Genomic DNA, 24,139 nt, shown 5'->3' with positions numbered 1-24,139 from the left:
CGGGACAAGGCCGGAGGCTGGCCCTGGCCGATCCGGTTGGTTTCCCTTGCCGGGTCCCGGCACCGCGCAGGGAGTTCTAAGCAGGGCCCGGCCTGTGCTATGCTCCCTTCCCATGCGGTGCAGGCTTGTTGGTCCTGCCGCCGCGCAGCGGTGGCCGTGGCCCGGCCCTCGTGCGTCATTCGGACGGCGCCAGCCAGGGGGGCGGCGCCGGCCTCGCTGGGGAAGGCAATCGGACCAGTATGGAGCAACTTACGCCGTCTCGGCGCCAGGGCCCGCAGGTTACCGAGAGGCTGGCATGACCGCTCGTATCCTCGTGGTGGATGACATCGCCGCCAATCTCCGGCTGCTCGAAGCCAAACTGCTCAACGAATACTACGAGGTCGCCCTGGCCGCCTCGGGGCCGGAAGCCTTGGCCACGGCCGCCCGCTGGTCGCCCGACGTCATCCTGCTCGACGTCATGATGCCCGGCATGGACGGGTACGAGGTCTGCCGGCACCTCAAGGAGAATGCCGCCACGGCCCATATGCCCGTGGTGATGATCACCGCCCTGATCGACCCGGTCGAGCGCGTCCGTGGCCTGGAGGCCGGTGCCGACGACTTCCTGTCGAAGCCGGTCGACGACGCCACGCTCTTCGCCCGGCTGCGCGCCCTGTTGCGGGTGAAGCAGGTCCAGGATGCCTGGCGCCTTCGCGCCGACACCGCCCGCGACCTCGGCTTCGAGCCGCAGCCCGACCCTTCACCCGACATCAAGGGCGCACAGGTCCTGGTCCTGTCCGAGCAGGTCGAGGAAACCCAGCTGGTCGCCTCCATCCTCGGCGCCGACGGCATGGTGGTGCAGACCGAGACCGAATCGGAGGCCGCCCGCCGCAGCCTGGTCGATGGCAATTTCGACCTCGCCGTGCTCTGCCTGCCGGGCGAGGGCGGCGATGTGCTGCGCCTTGCCTCACGCCTCCGGGCGCAAGGTGCGACGCGGGACCTACCCGTGCTGCTCGCCGCCGATGTCAGCCAGCGCGGCCTCGTGCTGCGCGGCTTCGATCTCGGCGCCAACGACCATGTGCTGCGCCCGATCGACCCGAACGAGCTGCGCGCCCGGGCCCGCAACCAGATCCGCCGCAAGCGCTACCAGGAGCGGCTGCGGGCCGATCTGGATCGCTCGCTCGAGATGGCGGTCACCGACCCGCTGACCGGCCTGCGCAACCGGCGCTATGTCCATCGCCATCTCGAGGGCGTGCTGCGTGGCACGGATGCCGCCGTGCTGCTGCTGGACGTGGACCGGTTCAAGTCGATCAACGATGGCTATGGCCATCCGGCAGGCGATGCCGCTCTCAAGGAGGTGGCGCGCCGCCTCAAGACCCATCTGCGCGCCGCCGACGTGGTCGCCCGCTATGGCGGCGAGGAGTTCATGGTCGTGCTGGCCGGCGCACCCACCGATTACGCCACCATGGTGGCGGAGCGCCTGCGCCAGGCGCTCGCCGCCGAGCCCTTCGACATCGCCGGCCTGCGGCTTGGCATCACCGCCAGCTTCGGCCTCGCCATCGCCGGGTCGGGCACCAGCGTGACCGCCGCGATCGCCGCGGCGGATACGGCGCTCTACCGGGCCAAGCAGGGCGGGCGGAATCGGGTGGAACAGGCCCGGCCAGAGGATTTCACCGAACCGCCCGGCAGCACGGACTGACCGGCCGCCAGGCAGGCCACAGGCAGGCATGGCAACAGGCGGGCGCCTCGCGGCCCCGCCTCGCCTTGGCCGATCCTGACCCGGTTGGGCCCCCGACGGGACCTTACTTGATCTTCGCTTCGCGGAAGACGACGTGCTTGCGCGCGACCGGGTCGTACTTCTTGAGTTCGAGCTTGCCGGTGGTGTTCCGGACATTCTTCTTGGTCACGTAGAAGAAGCCGGTCTCGGCGCTGCTAACGAGCTTGATCTGGATGGTGTTCGACTTGGCCATGGCGAAGCCCGTGAATCCTGAAATAACTGAAGGGGGCGCAACCTAGCGGCCCCCACCGTCACGTCAAGCCAAACCGGCATGGCGGCCGCCATCAGCGCCAGAAGGGGTCGGCGCCGAGCAGGTCATCCCAGGCTTCCAGCGCATGGCGCCTGGCCCGGCCGGTACGGGCAGCGGCGAACCCCTCCACGGCGCCGACCGCCCAGCCCGGCACCCCGGCGCCGAGCGAGCCCACCAGCCCGCGCGCGACCGCGACATCATTCGCCAGCCCCAGCTCCTCCTGCAGCGCGGCGAGCCGGCGCAGGAAGCGCCGTGCCGACTTGCCCGGCCAGAGAGGCGCGAAGAGCTCCGCCGCATAGCGCAGCCGCTTGGCATCCAGCCGCACCTCGTGCAGCGCCTCCGCACCGTGCTCGGCGATATCCTCGCCCCGCTTGCGCAGCCGGTGCCAGCGCTTGTCGAGCAATGTGGCGCCGAACTCGCTGAGCGGCTGGTCGAGCAGCGCCTGCTGCTCCGCCGGCCCCTGCCGCCAGGGCCGCAGCAGGACCAGCCCGAGCCCGGCCAGCACCAGCCGCGGGAAGGCAGGCCCCTCCAGCAGGCGGCGCAGCGCCCCATAGGCCTCCTGCCGCCGTGCCTCGCCGGCTTTCAGCAGGGCGAGCAGCCGCCGGTCGCCACCGACCGCCTCGGCCACCGCCGCGCCCGTCCCGGCCAGGAAGACATCCCAGTCCCGCGCTGGGCCGAGTGCGGTTGCCAGCGCCTTCAGCCCCGCGTCGAACTCCTTCACCTCGGCGCAGGCCGCGGCCGCGCCGAAGGATTTCAGCACCGAGCGCAGCCGCCGCAGCGCCACCCGCGTCTGATGCACGGCTTCGGGCCCGGCACCCAGCCGGCAGCCAGGGGCATGGCTGAGCATCACCTCCAGCAGATGGCCGAGCGCGCTGAGCAGCGCCGCTTCCACCGTCTCCGCATCGGCCAGCGCCGGGGGGCCGCGGCGGCGCGCCCTGGGCGATTCGCCACGGGCGAGGGCCCGGCCCTCCTCGGCGAGGCTGGCGCCGGGCGGCAGGGGGTGCAGGTCGGCCAGCGCCGCGGCCCGCGCCAGGACCGCCGCGGCCGGGCCGCGCAGCGTCAGCCGGGCAACCGGCATCTCGGCCGCCACGGCGCGCAGCTTGCCGGTCAGCAGGTCGGCCTCGACCTCGCCCAGGGCAAACAGGCTGCGGCGGCCGCTGAAGGCGGCGATCGGGACGAGGGCGGCCTCCTCGGGAAGCGCCGCCTCCGCCGGCTCGGCCGGGCGGCCGGGCCACCAGGCCGCATCGGCGACGGGCATCGCCCGCAGCAACCGGCGCGGCCCGCGGCGTGGTGCCTCGAGCGCCAGCCCGTCGGTGGCCAGGGCACCATCCGCGGTATCGAGCCAGATCAGCTCCTCGGTCAGGCTGCGGGTGCGTCCGGCCCGGGCGGTGGTGATCGCGCCATGCCGCGGCAGCCGCTGGGCCGCCTCCGGGTCGAGCGCGAATTCCAGCACCGCCCGCGAGTCGGTTTCCGGTGCGGCAAGCGGCTCGCCGTTCTCCTCCGTGGCGGAGTCGGCATCATCGAAGCGGATCAGGCGGACACCTCTGCGGCTGGCAGGTCACGTGGGGCAAGGAAGCGCACCAGCCGCGCCCCGCCACGGTCGAGCTGGGGCCAGGGCTGGGCGATGGTGAACTCGGCCAGCGCCCCGGTCGGGTAGCCCTCCACCAGGCGCCGCGCATCGGTCCCGCCCCGGGACAGGACTTCCGGCCCGGCCAGCTCCAGGGCCAGCTCGTGCAGGCCGGGGTTGTGGCCGATCAGCAGCAGGCTGCGGGCCGTCGCCGGCGCCTGCCGCAGCTCGTCGAGCAGGCGGGGCCAGGGCGCCAGGTAGAGCGCGTCCATCGGCTCGATCAGGGCGCCGTCCTCGAAGGGCGTCAGCGCCTCCAGGGTCTGCAAGGTCCGCCGGGCGGAGGAGACGAGCACGATGTCGGGCGAAAGCCCCAATTCTCGCATCGCCTCCGCCATGGCAGCGGCGGATCGCCGGCCGCGCGTGTTGAGCGGTCGGGCATGGTCGGTGAGGCCCGGGTCGTCCCAGGAGGACTTCGCGTGCCGCAACAGCAGGAGCTGGCGCATCGCCGCCGATCCTGCCACTTCCCGCGCCGCTTGTCCTGCCCCTTCCGCTCCCGGCTCGCGGCCCCATCTCGGCCCGGCAGGGCAAGGAGCGGGCATGTCGGGACCGATCGCTATTCTTGGCGCCACCGGGGGGATCGGCGGGGCGCTTGCGCGACGAATCGCGGCCCGTGGCGCGGTGCCCTTCCTCATCGGCCGTGACGAGGGCCGCCTCTCCGCCCTGGCCGGAGAACTCGGCGCAGCCTCCGCCACCTGCGACGTCACCGACCCGGCAGCGCTGAAGGCCGCGGTCCAGGCCGCCGGCAGCCCGCTCTCGGGCCTCGCCTTCTGCATCGGCTCCATCGTGATGAAGCCGCTCAACCGCGCGATGCCCGCCGATTTCGCCGAGACCTTCGCCCTCAACGTCACCGCCGCGGCGATGGCCATCCAGGCCGCCGCCCCGGCGCTGGCCGCGGGACAGGGGAGCGTGGTGCTCTTCTCCTCGGTCGCTGCCCGCTCGGGCTTCCCCGGCCATGCGGTGATCGGCGCCGCGAAGGCAGCGGTCGAGGGATTATCGCTTGCACTCGCCGCCGAGCTGGCGCCATCGGTGCGGGTGAATTGCATCGCCCCCAGCCTCACCCGCACCGGCATCGCCACCCCCATGACGAAGAACCCCCAGATGGCCGAGGCCATTGCCAAGCTGCACCCCATCCCACGCCTCGGCGAGGCGGAGGATGCGGCGGCGCTCGCCGACTTCCTGCTCTCCGACCAGTCGGGCTGGATCACCGGCCAGGTGATCGGCGTCGATGGCGGCCGGTCGAGCCTCCGGGCCCGCGGCTGATGCGGCGCCGGCATCTGCCGCTGCTGGCCCTGCCCCTGCTGGCCCGTCCCGCGGGGGCCGCGCCGTCCGCCTATCGCTTCCGCATCATGCGGGAAGGCAGCGCGATCGGCACCCATCAGGTCACCATCGCGGAGGCGGGCGGCCAGCTCACCGCCCGCACCGAGGTCGCGGTCCAGGTGAAGCTCGTCGGCATCACCGTCTTCCGGCTTACCCATAGTTTCACCGAGGTCTGGGCCGGCGACCGGCTGCGCTCCATCACCTCCCACCATGACCGCAACGGCACGGTGAAGGACATGACGGCGCGTGCCGAGGGCGGCGCCATCCTCGTCCAGGGTCCCGAGGGCCCGCAGCGCCTCGCGGCCGAGGCTGCGCCGCTGAGCTGGTGGGACCCGCGCCGCTTCGACCGCCCGCTCTTCGACAGCGAGACCGGCAAGCCGCTTCGCCTGCAATGGAGCCGCTCGCCCATGGCCGGCGGGCTCGTCACCTGGCGCGCCACCGGCGACGAGGAGGGCGAGGGGCAATACGCCGCCGACGGCACCTGGCTCGCCTGGCGCACCCGGGGCGATGACGGCAGCCTCGTGATCTACGAGAGAAGCTGATGGGCGAAAGGGCCTGATGGGCCTGCTGCGGCTCGTCCTCGGCGACCAGCTCTCCGCCGGCATCGCCGCGCTCCAGGACCTCGACCCCGCCCGGGACGTGGTGCTGATGGCCGAGGTGATGGGCGAATGCACCTATGTGCCGCACCACAAGCAGAAGCTGGTGCTGGTGCTCTCGGCCATGCGGCATTTCGCCGCGGAGCTGGCGGCGCGCGGCGTCCGCCTCGACTACATCCGCCTCGACGACCCGGCCAATACCGGCACGCTGACGGGCGAGGTGGCACGCGCCATGGCCCGGCACAGGCCGACGGGCCTCGTCGCCACCTTTCCCGGCGAATGGCGCGTGCTCGAGGCGATGCGCGGCTGGGAGGAGGCGCTCGGCCTCCCCGTCGAGATCCGCGAGGATAGCCGTTTCCTCTGCCCCTTGCCGCGCTTCCGCCGCTGGGCCCAGGGCCGGCGCCAGCTGCGGATGGAATTCTTCTACCGCGAGATGCGCCGCGAGACCGGCCTGCTGATGGATGCCGATGCCGCACCGGTCGGCGGCCAATGGAATTACGATGCCGAGAACCGCCGCCGGCTCGAGCGCGGGGTGGTTCCGCCACCGCCCCGCCGCACCCCGCCCGATGCGGTGACGCGGGAGGTGATGGATCTCGTCGAGTCGCGCTTCCCGGCCAATTTCGGCACGCTCGACGCCTTCGCCTGGCCCGTCACCGCCGAGGAGGCGCAGGCGGCGCTGGAGGATTTCATCGCGGCCCGCCTCGCCCGCTTCGGCGACTACCAGGACGCCATGGCGAGTGGCGAGCCGGTGCTGTTCCACGCCCTGGTCTCGACCAGCCTCAATCTCGGCCTGCTCACGCCCCGCGCCTGCTGCGAGGCGGCCGAGGCCGCCTTCCGCGCCGGCCGCGCACCGCTCAACGCCGTCGAGGGCTTCATCCGCCAGATCCTCGGCTGGCGCGAATATGTCCGCGGCCTCTACTGGCTGAAGATGCCGGACTACGCGGCGACCAACGCGCTGGAGGCGACCCGCCCGCTGCCCTGGTCCTGGTGGGGCGGGGAGACACGGATGAACTGCCTGAAGCAGGTCGTCCGCCAGACCCGCGACCTTGCCTATGCCCACCATATCCAGCGGCTGATGGTCACCGGCAACTTCGCGCTGCTCGCCGGCCTCGATCCGGCGCCGGTGAACGAGTGGTACATGGCCGTCTATGCCGATGCCTTCGAATGGGTGGAGCTGCCGAACACCCACGGCATGGCCCTGCACGCCGATGGCGGTGTCATCGCCAGCAAGCCCTACGCGGCGAGCGGCGCCTATATCAACCGCATGTCGGACTACTGCCGCGGCTGCGCCTATGACGTGAAGGCGGCGACCGGCCCGGATGCCTGCCCCATGAACGCCCTCTACTGGGATTTCCTCGCCCGCCACGAACGGCGCTTCGGCGGCAACCCGCGCCTGGCCATGCCGCTGCGCGCGCTGCGCGCGATGCCGCCGGCGAAGCGCGAGGCCCTCCGTGCCCAGGCCGCCGCCTTCCTCGCCGGGCCGGAGATGCGCCCCGAGGCTTGACCCGCCCCCGCCGCGGCGCATCATCCCCGGCGCGCAGCAGGGCGGGGGAAGCATGGCCATCGAGATCGAATGGATGCGGCTGACCGCCGAGGAGCTGCGGGCCCGCGCCGCCGAGGATGCGCTGGTGATCATCCCCGTCGCCTCGCTCGAGCAGCACGGCCCGCATCTGGCGACCGGCGTCGACATCATCCTCGGCACCAATGTCGCCGAGGAGACCGCGCGCCGGCTCGGCGGCCCGGTCGTCGTCACCCCCTGCGTCTGGACCGGCCTCGCCGAGCACCACATGGAGTTCGGCGGCACCGTCACGCTGGACTACGCGAGCTTCGCCGGCGTCCTGCGCGGCATCGTCCGCTCCGCCGCGCGGCACGGGTTCAAGCGGATGATGCTGCTGAACGGCCATGGCGGGAATGCCGAGGCGGTCGCCGTGGCGGCCGGGGAATTCTCCATCGAATTCGGCATCCGCGTCGCCGCCGCCACCTACTGGCATGCTGTGCCGGAGGTGATCGCCCCGCTCCTCGAGCGCCAGACCGGCCTCATGCATGCCTGCGAGGCGGAGACGAGCCTGATGATGCATCTCCGTCCCGACAGCGTCCGCACCGAACGCCTGGAGGAGGCGCATGGCCCCGGCTCCACCCGCGTCGAGGGTCAGCCGCCCGGCCTGGCGCTGCGCCGCTCCTTCAAGGCGATCTCGCCCTCCGGCGTCATCGGCGATGCCCGCGTGGCGACGGCGGAGAAGGGCGCGCGGCTGCTTGACGCCATCGCCGGCCGCATGGCGGAGCTGCTGCGCAACCCGAAGCTCTGGGCCTGAGGGCGATGGCGGAGTACCCCCTCGTCACCGGCCATGCCGCCTGGGTGGCGCTGGCCACGCCGCCGCCCGGCATCGCCTTCGCCCGCGAGGAGGGCCGGCTGGACCCGGCCGAATACACGGCCCTGGTCCGCGCCTCCGGCCTGGTCCGGCCCGTGGACGACGCGGCGCGGATGGCAGCCATGGTCGCCGGCTCCAACCTCATTGTCACCGCACGCGACGCCACGGGGCGGCTACTGGGCGCCGCCCGCAGCTTCACCGACTTCGCCTATGGCTGCTACCTGTCGGATCTCTGCGTCGATCCGGCCGGGCAGGGACAGGGGATCGGCCGCGCGCTCATCGCCGAGACCAAGCGTATCCTCGGCCCCGGCTGCATGCTGCTGCTGCTCTCCGCGCCGGACCCGATGACCTGGTATCCGAAGCTCGGGATGGAGCGGGTGGCGAACGGCTTCATCATCCGCCGGGACGGCTGACCCTCAGCCGCCCTCCTGGTCCAGCGCATAGCCGGCCGACCGCACGGTGCGGATCACATCCGCCCCGCCATCGACGTTGATCGCCTTCCGCAGCCTGCGGATATGCACGTCGACGGTACGCGGCTCGACATGGATGTCGCGCCCCCAGACGGCATCCAGCAGCTGCTCCCGGCTGAACACCCGGCCCGGGTTCTGCAGGAAGAATTCCAGCATCCGGTACTCGGTCGGGCCGAGATGCAGGGCCTTGCCCCCCCGCGTCACCCGGTGCGCATCCTGGTCCATGCTGATGTCGAGATAGGTGAGCGTGCCCTTGGTGGCGATGTTGCCCGAGCGCCGCAGCAGCGCCCGGATGCGCGCCAGCAGGCTGTCCATGGCGAAGGGCTTGGCGATGTAGTCGTCGGCGCCGGTATCGAGGGCGCGCACCGCGTCCTGGTCCTCGGTCCGCGCCGTCACCATGATGATGGGTAGGTCCCGCGTCGCCGGCTTGCGGCGCAGCTGGCGGCAGACCTCGATGCCGGAGAGCGCCGGCAGCATCCAGTCGAGCAGGACGAGGTCGGGCCGCGCCTCGGCGACCCGCAGCAGCGCCTCCTGCCCATCCGCCGCCTCCTCCACGCGGAAACCCTGCTTCTCGAGATTGTAGCGCAGCAGCGTGATCAGCGGCGCTTCGTCCTCCACCACCAGGATGGTCGGCTTGGCATGGCCCTGGACCATGTCCGGCATCGGTAATGTTCCTCCCTATACCGGCGGCCGGATCACGGCATAGGCCGAGCCGTCACCCTTCGGCCGGTCGTCCGGCAGGTTCTCGCCGCTCACGGCGTAATGCACCGTCTCGGCGATATTGGTCGCATGGTCGCCGATCCGCTCGAGATTCTTGGCGATGAACAGCAGGTGGGTCGCCGAGGTGATGTTGCGCGGATCCTCCATCATGAAGGTCAGCATCTCGCGGAAGATGCCGTTATAGACCTGGTCGACGGGCTCGTCCGCAGCCCAGACCTCGTCGGCCCGCGCCGCGTCGTCGTTGACCAGCGCGTCGATCGCGCCCTTCAGGTTCTCCTGCACCAGCACCGCCATGCGGTTGAAGCCGTTCAGGCTGCCGATCGCGGGCTGCTGGGCGAGGACGATGCTGCGCTTCGCCGCGTTGCGGGCATAGTCGCCGATCCGCTCCAGCCCATGGCTGATCTTCAGGCAGGCGATGACGAGGCGCAGGTCCTGCCCGACCGGCTGGCGCAGCGCGAGGATGCGGATGCAGAAATTCTCGACCTCCCGCTCCAGCGCATCGATCGCGGCGTCGCGCCCGACCACCTCGGTGGCGAGGTCGGTGTCGCGCCGCACCAGCGACGCCACCGCATCCGCCACCTGCCGCTCGGCGAGGCCGCCCATGCGGGCGATCATCTCGCGCAGCCGCCGCAGCTCCTCGGCATAGGAGCGCACGGTATGCTCGGCCATCTGTTCCATCGATCTGGCCCCTCGCTCAGCCGAACCGGCCGGTGATGTATTCCTGGGTCTTCGGATGCTTCGGCGCGGTGAAGAGCTGCCCCGCAGGTGCCACCTCGATCAGCTCGCCGAGATAGAAGAAGGCCACCTGGTCGGCACAGCGTGCCGCCTGCTGCATGTTGTGGGTGACGATGGCGATGGTGAAGTCGCGCTTCAGCTCGTCGATCAGCTCCTCGATCTTCAGGGTCGAGATCGGGTCGAGCGCCGAGGTCGGCTCGTCGAACAGGATCACCTCCGGCCGCACCGCGATGGTGCGGGCGATGCAGAGGCGCTGCTGCTGCCCGCCCGACATCCCCATGGCGGAGCTGTTCAGCCGGTCCTTCGCCTCGGTCCAGAGCGCGGCACGGGTCAGCGCCCACTCCACCCGCTCGTCCATCGCCGACTTCGACAGCTGCTCATGCAGCCGGACGCCGAAGGCAATGTTCTCGTAGATGGTCATGGGGAAGGGGGTCGGCTTCTGGAACACCATGCCGACCTTCGAGCGCAGCTCGTTCAGGTCGATGGTATCGGCGATGATGTTCTCGCCGTCGAGCAGGACCTCGCCCTCGGCGCGCTGGCCCGGATACAGGCTGTACATGCGGTTCAGCACGCGCAGCAGCGTGGACTTGCCGCAGCCCGAGGGGCCGATCATGCCGGTCACCTGCCGCGCCGGGATGTCGAGGTGGATGTTCTTCAGTGCCTTGTTGGCGCCGTAATAGAAGCTGAGGTCGCGGATCGCCAGCTTGGCCTCGTTCAGCGCCGCGCCGGAGCGCGCCTGCATCGTGCCGAGGCCCGGGCGGGTAGTGGCGGTCCTGTTGTCCATCGCGGAGTCGCTCATGGCTGCCTGTCCTTCACTTGCCGCTGCGCAGCAGGCTGCGTGCGCCGATATTCAGCAGCAGCACGGCGAGGGTGATGATGAGAGCACCGGCCCAGGCCAGCTCGATCCAGTCCTGGAAGGGCGAGCCGGCATAGGAATAGATGGTGATCGGCAGGCTCGGCATCGGGGCCGAGAGATCGGTCGAGAAGGCATTGTTGCCAAGGCTGGTGAACAGCAGAGGCGCGGTCTCGCCGGCGATCCGGGCGATGCCGAGCAGCACCCCGGTGATGATGCCGGAGATGGCCGAGCGCCAGCTCACCAGCACGATCATCTTCCATTTCGGCGCGCCGAGCCCGATCACCGCCTCGCGCAGCGTGTTCGGGACGAGGCTCAGCATGTCCTCCGTGGTGCGGACCACGATCGGGATGATGATGATGGCAAGCGCCGCGACACCGGCCCAGCCGGAGAAGCCGCCGAAGGGCAGCACCAGAAGCTGGTAGACGAAGAGGCCGATCAGGATAGACGGCGCCGAGAGCAGGATATCCGAGACGAAGCGCACCACCTCGCCGAAGCGCGAGCCGCGCGAATACTCGGCGAGGAAGGTGCCGACCAGCATGCCGATCGGCGTGCCGACCAGCGTCGCCAGGGCCACCTGGATCAGGCTGCCGATGATGGCGTTCAGCAACCCGCCATCGGAGCCTGGCGGACGGGTCACCTCGGTGAAGACCGAGAGGTTCATCGCCCCGAAGCCCTTGACGAAGAGCGTGATCAGGATCGAGGCCAGCAGGACGAGGCCGATGCCGGTCGCCGCCAGGGAAAGGCTGCGGATGATGAGGTCGACGCGCTTCCGTCGCCGTCCGAGCCGTGCCGCGACGCCGAGATCCTTGACCGGGGCGAGGGCGGGTTGAGAGGTGACGCTCATCGGGTCAGGCCTTCAGCCGGGAGCGCAGCAGGAAGCGCGAGGTGGCGAGCACGATGAAGGAGAGGACGAAGAGGATGAAGCCGAGCGCCAGCAGCGCCGAGAGCTTCAGACTGCCCGTCTCGCTCTCGCCGAACTCGAGCGCCACCACCGAGGCGATGGTGTTGCCCGGCCCGAACAGGGTGGTGGTGATGCGGTTGGCGTTGCCGATGACGAAGGTCACCGCCATGGTCTCGCCCAGCGCCCGCCCGAGCCCCAGCATGATCCCCCCCGCGACCGAGATCCGCGTATAGGGCAGCACCACGCCCCGCATCACCTCCCAGGTGGTGGCGCCGAGGCCGTAGGCGCTCTCCTTGAAGACCGGCGGCACCTGCTCGAACACGTCGCGCATGGTGGCGGCGATGAAGGGCAGGATCATGATGGCAAGGATCAGCGCAGCCGTCAGGATGCCGGTGCCGAAGGGCGGGCCCTGGAACAGGAAGCCGATGCCCGGCAGCTCGCCCAGGCTGTCGATCAGCGCCGGCTGCACGTACTGCGCCATCAGCGGCGCGATGAGGAAGAAGCCCCACATGCCGTAGATGATGGAGGGTACGGCCGCCAGCAGCTCCACGGCCGTGCCGACCGGGCGGCGCAGCCAGGGCGGCGCCAGCTCGGTCAGGGTGAAGGCGACGCCGAAGGCCAGCGGCACGGCGAGGAGGATGGCGAGCACCGCCGTCACCACCGTGCCGTAGATGGAGACGCCGGCACCGAAGACCTCGGTCACCGGGTCCCATTCGGTGGACCAGAGGAAGGGCAGGCCGAAGGCCCGGAAGGCCGGCAGCCCGCCGAGGAAGAGCTCGACGATGATGCCGCCCAGCAGCAGCAGGACGAAGGCACCCGCCGCCTGGCAGGCTCCGGCGAAGAGCGCATCGCCGAGATTGCCGCCGCGGCGGGCCGCCGGCCGCGCGCTCGTGATCATGGTGGTGGCCTGCGACACGCGCGGCGCTCCCTGTCAGCCTGGGTTCAGCCGTTCCAGACGGGCTGGCCGTTGGCCTTCACCTCGGCCTTCCAGGCGGCGCGGATCTTGTCCTGCACCGCCGGCGGCAGCGGGATGTATTCCAGCTGCTGCGCCAGCTGGGCACCGTTCTTGAAGGCCCAGTCGAAGAAGTTCATCACGTTGCGGCTGCGCTCGGCATCCGTCGGATTCTTCGGCAGCAGGATGAAGGTCGGCGAGACGATCGGCCAGGAGGCGGCGCCGTTCTGGTCGATCAGGCTGGCGGCCATGCCCGGCGTGCTCCAATCCGCGCTCTGCGCCGCGGCGACGAAGCTTTCCTGCGTCGGCTTGACGAACTGGCCAGCCTTGTTGCGCAGCTGGGTGGTGACGAGCTTGTTCGAGATCGCATAGGCGTTCTCGACATAGCCGATGGCGCCGCGGATGTTCTTCACCGTGCCGGCCACGCCCTCATTCCCGCGCGCGCCCGTTCCGGCGGGGAAGCGGACCGAGGTGCCGATGCCGACCTTCTGCTTCCACTCCGGGGAGACCGCCGAGAGGTAGGACACCCAGACGAAGGTGGTGCCGGAGCCATCGGCGCGGTAGGCCGGGGCGATGGCCAGGTTCGGCAGGGTCAGGCCCTGGTTGAGCTCGACCAGCTTGGGGTCGTTCCACTTGGTGATCTTGCCGAGATAGATATCGGCCAGCAGCTCGCCGGTCAGCTTCAGCTGCCCATCCTCGATGCCGGGGATGTTCACGATGGCGACCAGGCTGCCCATCACTGCCGGGAACTGCAGCAGGTTCGCCTCGGTCAGCTGCTGTTCCGTCAGCGGCGCGTCGGAGGCGCCGAAATCGACGGTGCGGTTGCGGATCTGGTTGATGCCGGCGCCCGAGCCCACGGACTGGTAGTTCACCGTGATGCCGGTCGCGCTGCGGCCGGCCTCGGCCCATTTCTGGTAGACCGGGTTGGGGAAGGTGGCGCCGGCGCCGGTGATCTGGCCACCGGGCTGGCCACCTTGGGCGAAGGCGCGGCTCCCGAGGGCGGTGCCGGCAAGCAGGGTGGCAGCGGTCAGCAATTGGCGACGTTGCACGCGTGTCTCTCCACGAATGTGTTTGGCCGGACCGTTGCGTGGCCCGGCGGTTGGCGCCTTCCTAACGGCGCCATGAGACCGAGCGATTGCAGTTCTGTGAAGCTTCGATGACAGTAGGCTGGATGATGGCCGCCAGTCATCCGGTATACGATCCGGCCTCATCCGGGGCCCAGCTTGGGCGCCGCCGCTCGCGGAAGGCCGCGAGCCCCTCCCGGCCCTCCGCCGAAGCCCGCTGCACCCAGCCCTCATGCGCCAGCAGTGCCATCTGCCGCGCATCCAGCGTCATCCGGTTGACGCCGAGCAGGCTGGCCTTCGTCACCGCCGCCGCCCCCGGAGCCGCCAGCAGCACCTCGCCGAGGATCGCCTCCAGCCGTGCCTCCACCTCCGCCTCCGGCACCACCTCATGCACCAGCCCGATCCGCAGCGCCTCGACGGCATCGAAGCGCTCCCCGGTCACGGCATAGCGCCGCGCCTGGCGCAGCCCCATGGCCTGGACCATCTGCGCCGAGATCGGCGTCGGCGACACGCCGACCCGCACCTCGGTGAGGCCAAAGACCGCCGCCGGCGTCGCCAGCGCCACATCGACGCAGCAGACCAGCCCACAGCCACCGCCGAAGGCCGCGCCCTGCACCAGGGCCAGGGTCGGCCTGGGGAACTCGTTCAGCAACTGCATGGCGCGGGTGGTGGCGAGCGAGGCCTCGAAGGCCGCCTCCGGCGCATAGTCCGAGACCTCCGCCAGCCAGTGGATATCGGCCCCGGCGGCGAAGTGGCGCCCCGCCCCGCGCAGCACCAGGGCCCGCACCCCGGCATCCTCCGCCAGCGCCTCCAGCGCCCCGGTCAGCGCCGCCAGCAGCGCGGCATTGTAGGCATTGCCCCGCTGCGGCCGGTTCAGGGTGGCGGTGACAACCCCCCGCGCATCGCGGCTCAGCAGGACAGGTGATTCCTCCATGGGCTTTCCTCCTTCGGCGGCATCGTTGTGGTGGCATTGACAGCCGCTCCGCGGCCGGCGGAGCCTTGGCCCGACCGAGGGAGCCGCCGCCATGCATGCCACCCGTCCCACCCTATACGGCACCCGCCACGCCGTCTCCGCCGGGCATTACCTCGCCACCGCCGCCGGCTTCTCGGTGCTGGAGGCAGGCGGCAATGCGGTGGATGCGGGCTGCGCCGCCGGCATCGCCCTCGGCGTTCTGCTGCCCGACCTGGTGAATGTCGCCGGCGTCGCGCCGATCCTCATCCGCATGGCGGATGGCACGGTCGAGACCATCGCCGGCCTCGGCCCCTGGCCCGCCTCCATCCCCGCCAACCTCTTCATGCGCGAGCATGGCGGGCGCATCCCGGACGGCGTGCTCCGCACCGTGGTCCCGGCGGCGCCGGATGCCTGGATCACGGCGCTCGAGCGCCACGGCACCATGGGCTTCGGCGAGGTGGCGCAGCATGCCATCCGCCACGCGCGGGACGGCTTCGCCGTCTATCCGCTGCTGGCCGAGAACATCCGCACCCATGAGGCGGATTACGCCCGCTACCCGAGCAATGCCGCCATCTTCCTCCCCGGTGGCCGCCGGCCGGAGGTGGGGGAGAGGTTCATCCAGTCCGACCTCGCCCGCAGCCTGCAATACATGGCCGATGAGGAGCGCGCCGCGGCCGGGCGCGGGAGGCTGGCGGGCCTCGCCACCGCCCATGCCGCCTTCTACCGCGGCGACATCGCCCGCGAGATCGCCGGCTTCATGGCGCGCGAGGGCGGCTACCTGACCATGGCCGACCTCGCCGCCTACCGTTCACGCATCGAGCCGGCGGTGCGGCGCATGTGGCGCGGCCATGAGGTCCTCACCTGCGGCCCCTGGTGCCAGGGGCCGGCCCTGCTCGAGGCACTGCTGCTCTTCGAACGGGGCGGCTTCGCCGGGATGGAACATAACGGCCCCGACTACCTCCACCTCCTCGCCGAATGCGTGAAGGCCGCCATGGCCGACCGTGAGTACCATTTCGGCGACCCGGCCTTCATCGACGTCCCGATCGACCGCCTGCTCTCCGACGAGCATCTCGCGGCGCGGCTCGCGGAGATCGACCGAGGACGCGCGCGTCCCGGCATGCCGGGGCCGATCCTCGGCCCGGGCACCGGCGCGCATGCGCCGGCCGCCCGCGCCCTGCCGATGGCCGAGGCCGATACCTCCTACTGCGCCGTGGTCGACCGCTGGGGCAATGCCTTCAGCGCCACCCCCTCCGACGGATCCTGGAACTCGCCGGTGGTGCCCGGCCTCGGCCTCATCCCCTCGAACCGCGGCAGCCAGAGCCGGCCGGACCCGGCGCATCCCTGCGGCGTCGCCCCCGGCAAGCGCCCGCGCCTGACCCCGAACCCGGCCATGGTCGTCACCGCCGGGGGCGGCGTCATGCCCTTCGGCACCCCGGGCGGCGACGTGCAGATCCAGGCCATGCTGCAGGTGATGGTGAACATCCTGCATTTCGGGATGGAGCTGCAGGAGGCGATCGAGGCGCCCCGCATCGCCAGCTACTCCTTCCCCTCGAGCTTCGCCCCCTTCGACTACTTCCCCGGCCGCTTGGCCGTCGAGGACGGCATCCCGCAATCGACGCGCGACGCGCTCGCCGCCCGCGGCCATGAGGTGCGGGACTGGCCGCACCGCACCTGGCTCGCCGGCACGGTGGAGGTGGTGAAGACCGACCCACGGAGCGGCCTCATCGCCGCCGGCGCCGACCCGCGCCGCCCGGCCTACGCCATGGCAAGTTGAACGGGGAGGCGGGCAGAGGGCGCATAGCCCATTGCCCGCATGTCATGCCACCGGCAGAGTTATCCGAACGACCAAGACCAACCGGAGGCGTCCATGCATGACCTCGTGATCCGCGGCGGCACCATCATCGATGGCACCGGCGCGCCAGGCTTCACCGGAGACCTCGCCATCGATGGCGACCGCATCGCCTCCGTCGGCGGCAAGGCCGGCCCCGGCCGCCGCGAGGTCCGGGCCGAGGGCCGCCTCGTCACCCCCGGCTGGGTCGATGTCCACACCCATTACGACGGGCAGGCCACCTGGGACCCGGTGCTCGCCCCCTCCTCCTGGCATGGCGCGACCACCATCCTCTTCGGCAATTGCGGCGTCGGCTTCGCCCCGGTCCGCCCCGCCCATCACCAGGCGCTGATCGACCTGATGGAGGGTGTCGAGGACATCCCCGGCATCGCCCTCGCCGAGGGGCTGAAATGGGACTGGGAGAGCTTCCCCGACTATCTCGACGCGCTCTCCCGCCTGCCGCGCACGATCGATGTCGCGGCCCAGATCGCCCATCATCCCTTGCGCGTCTATGCCATGGGCGAGCGCGCCATCGCCCGCGAGATGGCGACCGCCGAGGATATCGAGCTGATGGCCCGGCTGACCGAGGAGGCGCTGCGGGCCGGCGCCTTCGGCTTCACCACCAGCCGCACCGACCAGCACAAGACGCCCGCCGGCGAGCTGGTCCCCGGCCGTTACGCGGAACATGAGGAGCTGATCGCGATCGGGAAGGCCATGGGCCGCGCCGGCCGCGGCGCCTTCGGCATGCTGTCCGACTTCGAGGACGAGGCGGCCGAATTCGGCTGGCTCCGGCAGGTCGCCGCCGACAGCCGCCGGCCCGTCTGGTTCCTGCTGACCGACCGCAGCTACGACCCGGATCGCTGGCGCCGGCTGATGGACGGCGTGCGCGCCGCCCGCAGCGATGGGCTGGCGCTCTCTGCCCAGGTCGCCGGACGCCCGGTCGGGCTGATCCTCGGCCTCGCCACCAGCCTCAACCCCTTCGCCCTGCGCGAGGGCTTCGCCGAACTCGCGCGCCTCTCCCCCGCCGAGCAGCTTGCCCGCCTGCGCGAGCCGGCAGTGCGCGCCGACATCCTGGCGCAGGAGGCGAGCCCCCGGCTGATGGAGATCCTGCCGCCGCTCTCCCGCCAGATCGCCACCCGCTGGGACCGCATGTACATCCTCGGCGACACGCCGGATTACGAGCCGCCGCCGGAGCGCAGCATCGCCGCCCTCGCGGCAGGGGCCGGCCAGTCGCCGGAGGCCTATTGCTACGACTACCTGACCGGCGGCGATGGCGGCCGCATGCTCTATTTCCCCGTCACCAACTACGTCCATGGCGACCTGGAGGTGGTGCGGGAGATGATCGAGGACCCGAATACCGTCCTCGGCCTCTCCGATGGCGGCGCGCATTGCGGCGTGATCTGCGACGCCTCGCTCAACACCACCATGCTGACGCACTGGGTGCGCGACCGCAGCCGCGGCCCCCGCCTGCCGCTGGAATTCGTCATCAAGCGCCAGACCAGCGAGACGGCCGACTTCTTCGGCTTCCACGACCGCGGGCGGCTGGCCGTCGGCAAGAAGGCCGATGTCAACGTCATCGACTTCGCCGCGCTCCGCCCGCACCACCCGGAGATGGCCTTCGACCTCCCCGCCGGCGGCCGCCGCCTGATCCAGCATGTCGATGGCTATGACATGACGATCTGCAGCGGCGTGCCGATCTTCGAGCGCGGCGAGGAGACCGGCGCGAGGCCGGGCCGCCTCGTCCGCGCCACGGGCTGAGCGGAGGGGCCGCGATGTCCGGCCGCAAGCCCCTCGTCCTCGGCGACCTCGCGGAAGCAGAGGGCGACGTGACGCAGAACCGCTGGGTCGGCGCCCGCTCCGCCCGCGCGCTGGAGGCAAGCCTCGGCTTCCATGCCGGTCGCCTGTCGGATGGCTGGTGGGTCCTGCTCCTGAAGGAGCGGCTGAAGCCCGCTGACTTCGACTTCGCCGGCATCACCCTGCGCTCGGGCGGGCGCCTTGGCCTGCCGGCCAGGGACCCGGCCGCCGATCGCGCGCGGACCCATGTCTCGGACCAGATCCTCGCCGAGCGCGGGCCGGCGGGCTATGCCGATCTCCAGGCCTCCGCCCTCGCCGGGGTCACCGAGAAGGGCGAGGACCGCATCGTTAAGGTCATCCCCGTCACGCCGCATTCGGAGGCGATGGCGCCGGCGGACCAATACCCGATGGGCGGCGGCGGCCTGCAATGGACGCTGCGGCGGCCCTGCAGCTTCCTGGTGGCGCTGCAGGTCGATGCCCAGGGCATCGCCCGCATTCCCGGCTTTTCCTGCTTCCTCGGCGAATCCGCGACCTATGACGACCGGGCGCGGATCGCCCGCTACCTGATGGAAGCCTGAGGCGGCTGCCTCAGGCCCGGCCGAGGAAGTCGAGCACCGCCGCGTTGAAGGCCGCCGGGTTGTCGCTGCTCATCCCATGCGCCGCATTCGGGATGACGACCCGGCTTGTATCGGCCATGACCTGCTCCAGCGCATCGATGACGGCCACGAATTGCGGCTGGGTCTGCGCGCCATGGACCAGCAGGGTCGGCAGCCGGATCGACTCCGCCGCCGCCCGCCCATAAGGCCGCCGCCGCTCGTCGATCTGGCCGAGCAGCGTATGCGCGTTGTCGAGGTTGATGGCCTTCCGCACCGCGCTCCGCCGCTCCCAGGCGCCGGGGCCGCCGGTATGTTCGGCGAAGCGCCGCATGGCGCCCTCGGTATCGCCGGCCTTCAGCAGCTCGGCCGCCGCGGCGAAGGCCCCGGCCTGCTTGCCCGCCCCGCCGGGCACCCCGCCCAGGCTCTCATCCAGCTCGCCCCCCGGCTCCGCCAGCACCAGCCGGCGGATCAGCTGCGGATGCCGCTCCGCGAGCCGGAAGGCGATATGCCCGCCGCGCGAATGCCCGACCAGATCGACCGGCCCCGCCCCGAGCGCCGCCATGAAGCCGGCCATGTCCTCGACATGCTGGTCGATCTTGAAGGTCTCGCCCACGCCGTCCCAGCGCTCCGGCCAGTAGTGCCGGAGGCTCGGCGCCACGGCATGGAAGCGTGCCCCGAGCGGCTCCATCTGCGGCGCCCAGTAGCGGTGGTCGTTCAACGAGCCATGGATCAGCACCACGGCCGGTCCGCTCCCCGCCTCCGCATAGGCCATGTCATGGCCATTGACCGTCAGGCTCGGCATCGCTTTCCCTCCCATCCTTCCCTGCGAGGATGCGGGGCCTGAACCATCGCCGCAAGGAGCCCCGATGCGCCGCCGCCCCCTCCTCGCCAGCCTCGTCGCCGCCAGCACGCCTGCCCTCGGCCAGCCGCGCGAGGTCGATCTCCTCCTGGCGCTGGCCGTCGATGCCTCCGGCTCCATCGACCCTGACGAGTTCCAGCTGCAACGCGAGGGGTATGCCGAGGCGCTGACCCATCCAAGCGTCCTCGGCGCCATCCGCGGCAGGCCACATGGTGCCATCGCCGTCGCCATGGTCGAATGGGGCTCGCCCGGCGGCGCGGCGACCGTGGTGGAATGGATGCGCGTGACCGACGGCGCCTCCGCCATCGCGCTCGCCGAGGCCGTGCTCCGCGCCCCGCGCAGCCCGCAAAGCTGGAACGCCATCGGCGACGCGCTCGACCATTGCGCCCGCCTCCTGGCCACCGCACCCTTCCAGGCGGCCGAGCGCGTCATCGACCTCTCCGGCGACGGGCCCGACCTGCGCTCGAACCGGGCCGCCACCGCAGCGCGGGACGCCGCCGTCACGGCCGGCATCACCGTCAACGCCCTGGCCGTCGCCGCCGCCGGCCAGGTGACCCGCGCGGGCGAGCCCCTGGCCGAGACCTATCGCCGCGAGGTCATCGGCGGCCCCGGCGCCTTCGTCGTCACGGCCGAGGACCGCCGGGACATCGCCCGCGCGCTGCGGGCCAAGCTGATCCGGGAGATCGCCTGACTACTCGATCCGCAGATTGGCCGCGCGGATCACCCCGCCCCATTTCTCGAGGTCGCTCCGGATCAGCGCCGCCATCTGCTGCTGGTCCTGGACCCAGACCGTGGCGCCCGCGCGCCTGATCTTCTCCGCCGTCTCCGCCGCCTGCACGATGCCGCTGATGGCGGCGGAGAGCCGGTCGCGCACCGCCTGCGGCATGCTGGCCGAGCCGATGAAGCCGAACCAGACATAGACCTCGTAGCCCGGCAGCCCCGCCTCGGCGAAGGTCGGCACATCGGGCAGCGCCGGGTCCCGCTCGCTGCCCGTCACCGCCAACGCCCGCAGCCGCCCGCCCTGGATGTTCGGCAGGACGTTGGGCAGGTTGTCCACCGTCATGTCGACGCGCCCGCCGATCAGGTCGGCGACGCCGGGCGCGCTGCCCCGATAGGGCACATGCACGAGCTCGAGCCCCGCCCTGGCGCGGAACAGCTCCGCCGCGAGATGCGGGCTGCTGCCGGCGCCGGAGCTGGCAAAGCTCATCCGCCCCGGCTGTGACTTCGCCCGCTCGATCAGCTCGGCCAGGCTGCCGATGCCGCTCTCCGTCCGCACCGCGAGGCAGTTCATCAGCCGCGCCGTCACGCAAAGCGGGGCGATGTCCTTCACCGGGTCGTAGCCGGTGTTGGAGAAGAGGAAGGGGTTCATCGTCAGGTTGGCGGTATTGGCAATGGCGATGGTGTGGTGGTCGGTTGCCTGCGCCGTGGCCGCGATGGCGAGCGAGCCGCTCGCGCCCGGCCGGTTCTCCACCACGCCGATCTGCCCCAGGGCCTCGCCCATCCGTTCGCCGACGAGGCGCGCCAGCGTGTCGTTGAAGGCACCCGGCGTATAGGGCACCAGGATGCGCACCGGCCGGTCCGGCCAGGCCTGGGCCCGCGCCGGCACCGCCAGCAGGGCGGGGGCGGCAAGCAGCCCCCGTCGCGTGATGGTCATCCCCGTCTTCCTCCCATTCTTGTTGAAAGGAAGGCTACACGCCCTGCAGCCGCCCGCGCAGTTCGAATTTCTGGATCTTGCCCGTGGAGGTCTTCGGCAGGGGGCCGAAGCTGACCCGCTTCGGGCATTTGAAATGGGCGAGGCGCGCGCGGCACCAGGCGATCACCTCCGCCTCGGTCGGCGGCTCGGCCCCTGGCCGCGGCGTGACGAAGGCGTGCGGCACCTCGCCCCATTTCGGGTCGGGCGCGGCGACGACGGCGGCTTCCATGATGGCGGGATGGGCGTAGAGCACCTCCTCCACCTCGAGGGTCGAGATATTCTCCCCGCCCGAGATGACGATGTCCTTCGCCCGGTCCTTCACCTCGATATAGCCATCCGGATGCATCACCCCAAGGTCGCCGGTATGGAACCAGCCGCCGGCGAAGGCCGCCTGGTTGGCTTCCGGGTTGCGCAGATAGCCCTTCATCACCGTATTGCCGCGCAGCATCACCTCGCCGAGCGTCCGCCCATCCGCCGGCACCGGCGCCATGCTGGCGGGGTCGAGCACGGCGGCCTCCTCCAGCATCGGGTGGTTCACCCCCTGGCGCGCCATGAAGCCCGCCCGCTCCGCCAGCGGCATCGCCTCCAGCCCGGGCTGCGGCAGGCAGATCGTCGCCGGGCCGTAGCACTCCGTCAGGCCGTACAGGTGGGTGACATCGAAGCCCATGGCCTCCATCCCGGCGATGACGGGGGAAGGCGGCGCCGCGCCGCCCGTGGCGATGGCGACCGGGCCGGGCAGGGGCCGGCGCACCGCCTCCGGCGCATGGATCAGCATGGTCAGCACCACGGGCGCGGCGCACATATGCGTCACGCCATGCGCGGCGATGGCGGCGAAGATCGCCCCCGGCTCGACCCTGCGCAGGCAGACATGCGTCCCGCCCTGCAGCGTCACGGCCCAGGTATAGGTCCAGCCGTTGCAGTGGAACATCGGCAGCGTCCAGAGATAGACGCTGCGCGGCGTGAGGTTGAAGGCCAGCGCATTGGCCGCCGCGTTCAGGTAGGCGCCGCGGTGATGCGCGACGACACCCTTCGGGTTGCCCGTGGTGCCCGAGGTGTAGGAGAGGCTGATTGCCTCCCACTCGTCCTCGGGCATCCGCACCGGCTCCGCCGGGTCGCCGCCGGCGAGGAAGGCCTCGTACTCCGTTGCACCCAGCGTCTCGCCATCCGGCGCCTCGCTGTCGGCGATGTCGACGACCGTCATGCCCTCCGGCACCGCGCCGCGGGCGGTGCGGGTGAACTCGCGGTCCACCAGCAGCAGCTTCGCCCCTGCATGCCGCAGGATGAAGCCGATCGCCGCCGCATCCAGCCGGATGTTCAGCGTCAGCAGCACGGCGCCGGTCATCGGCACGCCGTAATGCGCCTCCAGCATCTCCGGCGTGTTCGGCGCCATGATGGCGACCACATCGCCCGGCCCGATGCCCGCCCGCCTCAGCGCCGAGGCAAGGCGCCGGCTCCGCTCCGCCATCTGCGCATAGGTGAGGCGCCGCTGCCCATGGATGACGGCAACCCGCCCCGGATAGATCCGCGCCGCCCGCAGCAGGAAGGAGATGGGCGAGAGCGGCACATGATTCGCCGGCTGCCGCTGAAGGTCGCCGTCATCCACGATCGGCGCCCCATTTGAAGAAGTCCTTGCCCTGGCGCCTGAGGAAGTTGGCCAGCACCATGCGGTGCACCTCGCTCGCGCCATCGACCAGCCGCGCCTGCCGGGCATAGCGGTACATCCACTCGACCGGCGTGTCCTTCGAGTAGCCGCGCGCGCCGAGCAGCTGCAGCGAGGTATCGACCGCCTTGTGCAGCGCATCCGCCACGACGACCTTCGCCATGGAGATCTCCTTCCGCGCCAGGCTCCCCTGGTCGAGCAGCCAGGCCGCACGCATCGTCAGCAGCCGGCCGATATCGAGCTCCATCGCCGCCTGGCCGACCAGCTGCTGCACCGCCTCCTTCTCCACCAGCTTGCTGCCGAAGCTGCTGCGCTGCTCGATATGCGCCATGGCGATCTCGAGCGCCCGCCGCCCCATCCCCGTCCAGCGCATGCAATGGGTGAGGCGGGCCGGGCCGAGCCGGATCTGCGTCACCCGCAGCCCGTCGCCCACGCCCATCAGCACGTTCTCGTCGGCCACCTCGAGCCCGTCGAATTCCAGCTCGCAATGCCCGCCATGCTCCTCCGGCCCCATGATCGGGATGCGGCGGACGATCTTCCAGCCCGGTTGGTCCGCATGGAAGAGGAAGGCGGTGAGCCCAGTGCGGTCGTCATCCGAGGTACGCGCCATCAGGATGAAGTGCTTCGAGGTCTCGGCGCCGGTGATGTAGTGCTTGCGCCCGGTGATGACCCAGCGGTCATTCCCCCGCCGCTCGGCCTTGGTATAGGTCATCGACGGGTCGCTGCCGCAGCCATCGGGCTCGGTCATGGCGAAGCTCGACTGCACCTTCCCGTCGATGATCGGCTGCAGCCAGCGCTCCTTCTGCGCCTCGGTGCCGACCATGTTCAGCACGCGCATGTTGCCGTCATCGGGGGCGGCGCCATGGAAGACCACGGGGCCGAAGATGCTGCGGTTCATCTCCTCGTAGAAGGCGGCGATCGCGACCATGGGGAAGCCGCCGCCGCCGCGCTCCTTCGGCAGGTTGAGCGCCCAGAGCCCCTCCGCCTTGGCCTCTGCCCGCAGCCGCTCCAGCAGCGGCTTGGCGATGTTCTCATGCTCGTCATAGCTGGCCGGGTCGGCCTCCAGCGGGATGATGCGCTGCTCGACGAATTCGCGGATGCGCGCGCGGGTCGACTCGACCTCGGGAGACAGGCTGAAATCCATCTG

Annotated in this window: 24 protein-coding genes; 10 read left to right on the top strand and 14 right to left on the bottom strand. The window is 71.1% G+C overall.

Annotation, left to right across the window (positions count from 1 at the left end):
* Positions 1-295: 295 nt before the first annotated feature.
* Positions 296-1,675, top strand: coding sequence for a PleD family two-component system response regulator (locus BLR02_RS05000; RefSeq protein WP_090661017.1), 1,380 nt, complete (start codon positions 296-298; stop codon positions 1,673-1,675).
* A 103-nt stretch (positions 1,676-1,778) separates the two neighbouring features.
* On the opposite strand, the gene rpmG is transcribed toward BLR02_RS05000, so the two are convergent.
* From rpmG to BLR02_RS04985, 3 genes are all read right to left on the bottom strand, one after another.
* Positions 1,779-1,946 carry a 50S ribosomal protein L33 gene (gene rpmG / locus BLR02_RS04995; protein ID WP_043342217.1) on the bottom strand — a complete coding sequence of 56 codons (168 nt, stop codon included), beginning with the start codon at positions 1,944-1,946 and terminating at the stop codon, positions 1,779-1,781.
* Positions 1,947-2,037: 91 nt separating this feature from the next.
* Entirely contained in the window at positions 2,038-3,456 is a 1,419-nt protein-coding gene (locus BLR02_RS04990; RefSeq protein ID WP_090661014.1) for a CHAD domain-containing protein, read from the bottom strand.
* A 77-nt stretch (positions 3,457-3,533) separates the two neighbouring features.
* Positions 3,534-4,073, bottom strand: coding sequence for a SixA phosphatase family protein (locus BLR02_RS04985; protein ID WP_090562233.1), 540 nt, complete (start codon positions 4,071-4,073; stop codon positions 3,534-3,536).
* Between the two features lie 94 nt (positions 4,074-4,167).
* On the opposite strand from BLR02_RS04985, the gene BLR02_RS04980 reads away from it, so the two are divergent.
* From BLR02_RS04980 to BLR02_RS04960, 5 genes are read left to right on the top strand one after another with little or no spacing between them, the layout of a single operon-like run.
* Positions 4,168-4,890 (top strand): SDR family NAD(P)-dependent oxidoreductase, encoded by a 723-nt coding sequence (locus BLR02_RS04980; protein ID WP_090661011.1) that lies wholly within the window; start codon positions 4,168-4,170, stop codon positions 4,888-4,890.
* On the top strand, positions 4,890-5,489 hold the full coding sequence (locus BLR02_RS04975; protein WP_090661007.1) for a DUF6134 family protein: 600 nt from the start codon (positions 4,890-4,892) through the stop codon (positions 5,487-5,489). The genes BLR02_RS04980 and BLR02_RS04975 overlap by 1 nt, the downstream gene beginning before the upstream one ends.
* A 16-nt stretch (positions 5,490-5,505) precedes the next feature.
* Entirely contained in the window at positions 5,506-7,047 is a 1,542-nt protein-coding gene (locus BLR02_RS04970; RefSeq protein ID WP_090661004.1) for a cryptochrome/photolyase family protein, read from the top strand.
* A gap of 52 nt (positions 7,048-7,099) precedes the next feature.
* Positions 7,100-7,855 carry a creatininase family protein gene (locus BLR02_RS04965; RefSeq protein ID WP_090661001.1) on the top strand — a complete coding sequence of 252 codons (756 nt, stop codon included), beginning with the start codon at positions 7,100-7,102 and terminating at the stop codon, positions 7,853-7,855.
* A gap of 5 nt (positions 7,856-7,860) precedes the next feature.
* The gene (locus BLR02_RS04960) at positions 7,861-8,325 is read left to right on the top strand and encodes a GNAT family N-acetyltransferase (RefSeq protein ID WP_090562244.1); all 465 of its coding nucleotides are present in this window, start codon (positions 7,861-7,863) and stop codon (positions 8,323-8,325) included.
* Positions 8,326-8,328: 3 nt separating this feature from the next.
* Here the strand turns inward: BLR02_RS04960 and phoB are convergent, their stop codons facing one another.
* The 7 genes from phoB to BLR02_RS04925 all read right to left on the bottom strand — a co-directional run bounded on the left by phoB (position 8,329) and on the right by BLR02_RS04925 (position 14,544).
* Complete coding sequence (gene phoB, locus BLR02_RS04955) at positions 8,329-9,045, bottom strand: phosphate regulon transcriptional regulator PhoB (RefSeq protein WP_245704612.1); 717 nt, start codon at positions 9,043-9,045, stop codon at positions 8,329-8,331.
* Between the two features lie 15 nt (positions 9,046-9,060).
* A complete protein-coding gene (gene phoU, locus BLR02_RS04950; RefSeq protein WP_090562245.1) occupies positions 9,061-9,780 on the bottom strand; it encodes a phosphate signaling complex protein PhoU in 720 nt (239 codons plus the stop codon).
* Between the two features lie 16 nt (positions 9,781-9,796).
* Entirely contained in the window at positions 9,797-10,579 is a 783-nt protein-coding gene (gene pstB, locus BLR02_RS04945) for a phosphate ABC transporter ATP-binding protein PstB (protein WP_245704643.1), read from the bottom strand.
* Between the two features lie 70 nt (positions 10,580-10,649).
* Positions 10,650-11,537 carry a phosphate ABC transporter permease PstA gene (pstA, locus tag BLR02_RS04940; RefSeq protein ID WP_090660995.1) on the bottom strand — a complete coding sequence of 296 codons (888 nt, stop codon included), beginning with the start codon at positions 11,535-11,537 and terminating at the stop codon, positions 10,650-10,652.
* Between the two features lie 4 nt (positions 11,538-11,541).
* Complete coding sequence (gene pstC / locus BLR02_RS04935; protein WP_090562882.1) at positions 11,542-12,492, bottom strand: phosphate ABC transporter permease subunit PstC; 951 nt, start codon at positions 12,490-12,492, stop codon at positions 11,542-11,544.
* Between the two features lie 44 nt (positions 12,493-12,536).
* Complete coding sequence (gene pstS, locus BLR02_RS04930; protein WP_245704611.1) at positions 12,537-13,595, bottom strand: phosphate ABC transporter substrate-binding protein PstS; 1,059 nt, start codon at positions 13,593-13,595, stop codon at positions 12,537-12,539.
* Between the two features lie 136 nt (positions 13,596-13,731).
* Positions 13,732-14,544 (bottom strand): enoyl-CoA hydratase-related protein, encoded by an 813-nt coding sequence (locus tag BLR02_RS04925; RefSeq protein ID WP_176849375.1) that lies wholly within the window; start codon positions 14,542-14,544, stop codon positions 13,732-13,734.
* A 91-nt stretch (positions 14,545-14,635) separates the two neighbouring features.
* Between BLR02_RS04925 and BLR02_RS04920 the strand changes: the two genes are divergently transcribed.
* From BLR02_RS04920 to BLR02_RS04910, 3 genes are all read left to right on the top strand, one after another.
* The gene (locus BLR02_RS04920; RefSeq protein ID WP_090660989.1) at positions 14,636-16,336 is read left to right on the top strand and encodes a gamma-glutamyltransferase family protein; all 1,701 of its coding nucleotides are present in this window, start codon (positions 14,636-14,638) and stop codon (positions 16,334-16,336) included.
* Between the two features lie 93 nt (positions 16,337-16,429).
* A complete protein-coding gene (locus tag BLR02_RS04915) occupies positions 16,430-18,148 on the top strand; it encodes an N-acyl-D-amino-acid deacylase family protein (protein ID WP_090562259.1) in 1,719 nt (572 codons plus the stop codon).
* Between the two features lie 14 nt (positions 18,149-18,162).
* Positions 18,163-18,762, top strand: a complete 600-nt coding sequence (locus BLR02_RS04910) for a hypothetical protein (protein WP_090660986.1) — start codon at positions 18,163-18,165, stop codon at positions 18,760-18,762.
* A 10-nt stretch (positions 18,763-18,772) separates the two neighbouring features.
* Here the strand turns inward: BLR02_RS04910 and BLR02_RS04905 are convergent, their stop codons facing one another.
* Positions 18,773-19,582, bottom strand: a complete 810-nt coding sequence (locus tag BLR02_RS04905) for an alpha/beta fold hydrolase (protein WP_176849374.1) — start codon at positions 19,580-19,582, stop codon at positions 18,773-18,775.
* A 64-nt stretch (positions 19,583-19,646) separates the two neighbouring features.
* On the opposite strand from BLR02_RS04905, the gene BLR02_RS04900 reads away from it, so the two are divergent.
* A complete protein-coding gene (locus tag BLR02_RS04900) occupies positions 19,647-20,330 on the top strand; it encodes a DUF1194 domain-containing protein (RefSeq protein WP_090562263.1) in 684 nt (227 codons plus the stop codon).
* Here the strand turns inward: BLR02_RS04900 and BLR02_RS04895 are convergent, their stop codons facing one another.
* From BLR02_RS04895 to BLR02_RS04885, 3 genes are read right to left on the bottom strand one after another with little or no spacing between them, the layout of a single operon-like run.
* Positions 20,331-21,293, bottom strand: coding sequence for a Bug family tripartite tricarboxylate transporter substrate binding protein (locus tag BLR02_RS04895; RefSeq protein WP_090562265.1), 963 nt, complete (start codon positions 21,291-21,293; stop codon positions 20,331-20,333). It lies immediately after the preceding gene.
* Between the two features lie 34 nt (positions 21,294-21,327).
* A complete protein-coding gene (locus tag BLR02_RS04890; RefSeq protein WP_245704610.1) occupies positions 21,328-22,935 on the bottom strand; it encodes an AMP-binding protein in 1,608 nt (535 codons plus the stop codon).
* A complete protein-coding gene (locus tag BLR02_RS04885; RefSeq protein ID WP_090562269.1) occupies positions 22,928-24,136 on the bottom strand; it encodes an acyl-CoA dehydrogenase family protein in 1,209 nt (402 codons plus the stop codon). Before BLR02_RS04885 ends, BLR02_RS04890 begins: the two co-directional genes overlap by 8 nt.
* Positions 24,137-24,139 lie beyond the last annotated feature (3 nt).

The organism is Belnapia rosea, from assembly GCF_900101615.1.
In the GTDB taxonomy this organism is placed as follows: Bacteria; Pseudomonadota; Alphaproteobacteria; order Acetobacterales; family Acetobacteraceae; genus Belnapia; species Belnapia rosea.
This window is presented reverse-complemented; position numbering and strand designations above follow the sequence as displayed.

Coding starts and splice junctions, on each gene's coding strand:
- BLR02_RS04905 (WP_176849374.1), bottom strand. CDS start 19,582: ATGCCGAGCCTGACGGTCAATGGCCATGACATGGCCTATGCGGAGGCG.
- BLR02_RS04895 (WP_090562265.1), bottom strand. CDS start 21,293: ATGACCATCACGCGACGGGGGCTGCTTGCCGCCCCCGCCCTGCTGGCG.
- BLR02_RS04910 (WP_090660986.1), top strand. CDS start 18,163: ATGTCCGGCCGCAAGCCCCTCGTCCTCGGCGACCTCGCGGAAGCAGAG.
- BLR02_RS04885 (WP_090562269.1), bottom strand. CDS start 24,136: ATGGATTTCAGCCTGTCTCCCGAGGTCGAGTCGACCCGCGCGCGCATC.
- BLR02_RS04925 (WP_176849375.1), bottom strand. CDS start 14,544: ATGGAGGAATCACCTGTCCTGCTGAGCCGCGATGCGCGGGGGGTTGTC.
- BLR02_RS04970 (WP_090661004.1), top strand. CDS start 5,506: ATGGGCCTGCTGCGGCTCGTCCTCGGCGACCAGCTCTCCGCCGGCATC.
- BLR02_RS04965 (WP_090661001.1), top strand. CDS start 7,100: ATGGCCATCGAGATCGAATGGATGCGGCTGACCGCCGAGGAGCTGCGG.
- BLR02_RS04980 (WP_090661011.1), top strand. CDS start 4,168: ATGTCGGGACCGATCGCTATTCTTGGCGCCACCGGGGGGATCGGCGGG.
- pstC (WP_090562882.1), bottom strand. CDS start 12,492: ATGATCACGAGCGCGCGGCCGGCGGCCCGCCGCGGCGGCAATCTCGGC.
- pstA (WP_090660995.1), bottom strand. CDS start 11,537: ATGAGCGTCACCTCTCAACCCGCCCTCGCCCCGGTCAAGGATCTCGGC.
- BLR02_RS04985 (WP_090562233.1), bottom strand. CDS start 4,073: ATGCGCCAGCTCCTGCTGTTGCGGCACGCGAAGTCCTCCTGGGACGAC.
- BLR02_RS04975 (WP_090661007.1), top strand. CDS start 4,890: ATGCGGCGCCGGCATCTGCCGCTGCTGGCCCTGCCCCTGCTGGCCCGT.
- BLR02_RS04960 (WP_090562244.1), top strand. CDS start 7,861: ATGGCGGAGTACCCCCTCGTCACCGGCCATGCCGCCTGGGTGGCGCTG.
- phoU (WP_090562245.1), bottom strand. CDS start 9,780: ATGGAACAGATGGCCGAGCATACCGTGCGCTCCTATGCCGAGGAGCTG.
- phoB (WP_245704612.1), bottom strand. CDS start 9,045: ATGCCGGACATGGTCCAGGGCCATGCCAAGCCGACCATCCTGGTGGTG.
- BLR02_RS05000 (WP_090661017.1), top strand. CDS start 296: ATGACCGCTCGTATCCTCGTGGTGGATGACATCGCCGCCAATCTCCGG.
- BLR02_RS04920 (WP_090660989.1), top strand. CDS start 14,636: ATGCATGCCACCCGTCCCACCCTATACGGCACCCGCCACGCCGTCTCC.
- rpmG (WP_043342217.1), bottom strand. CDS start 1,946: ATGGCCAAGTCGAACACCATCCAGATCAAGCTCGTTAGCAGCGCCGAG.
- BLR02_RS04915 (WP_090562259.1), top strand. CDS start 16,430: ATGCATGACCTCGTGATCCGCGGCGGCACCATCATCGATGGCACCGGC.
- BLR02_RS04900 (WP_090562263.1), top strand. CDS start 19,647: ATGCGCCGCCGCCCCCTCCTCGCCAGCCTCGTCGCCGCCAGCACGCCT.
- pstB (WP_245704643.1), bottom strand. CDS start 10,579: ATGCAGGCGCGCTCCGGCGCGGCGCTGAACGAGGCCAAGCTGGCGATC.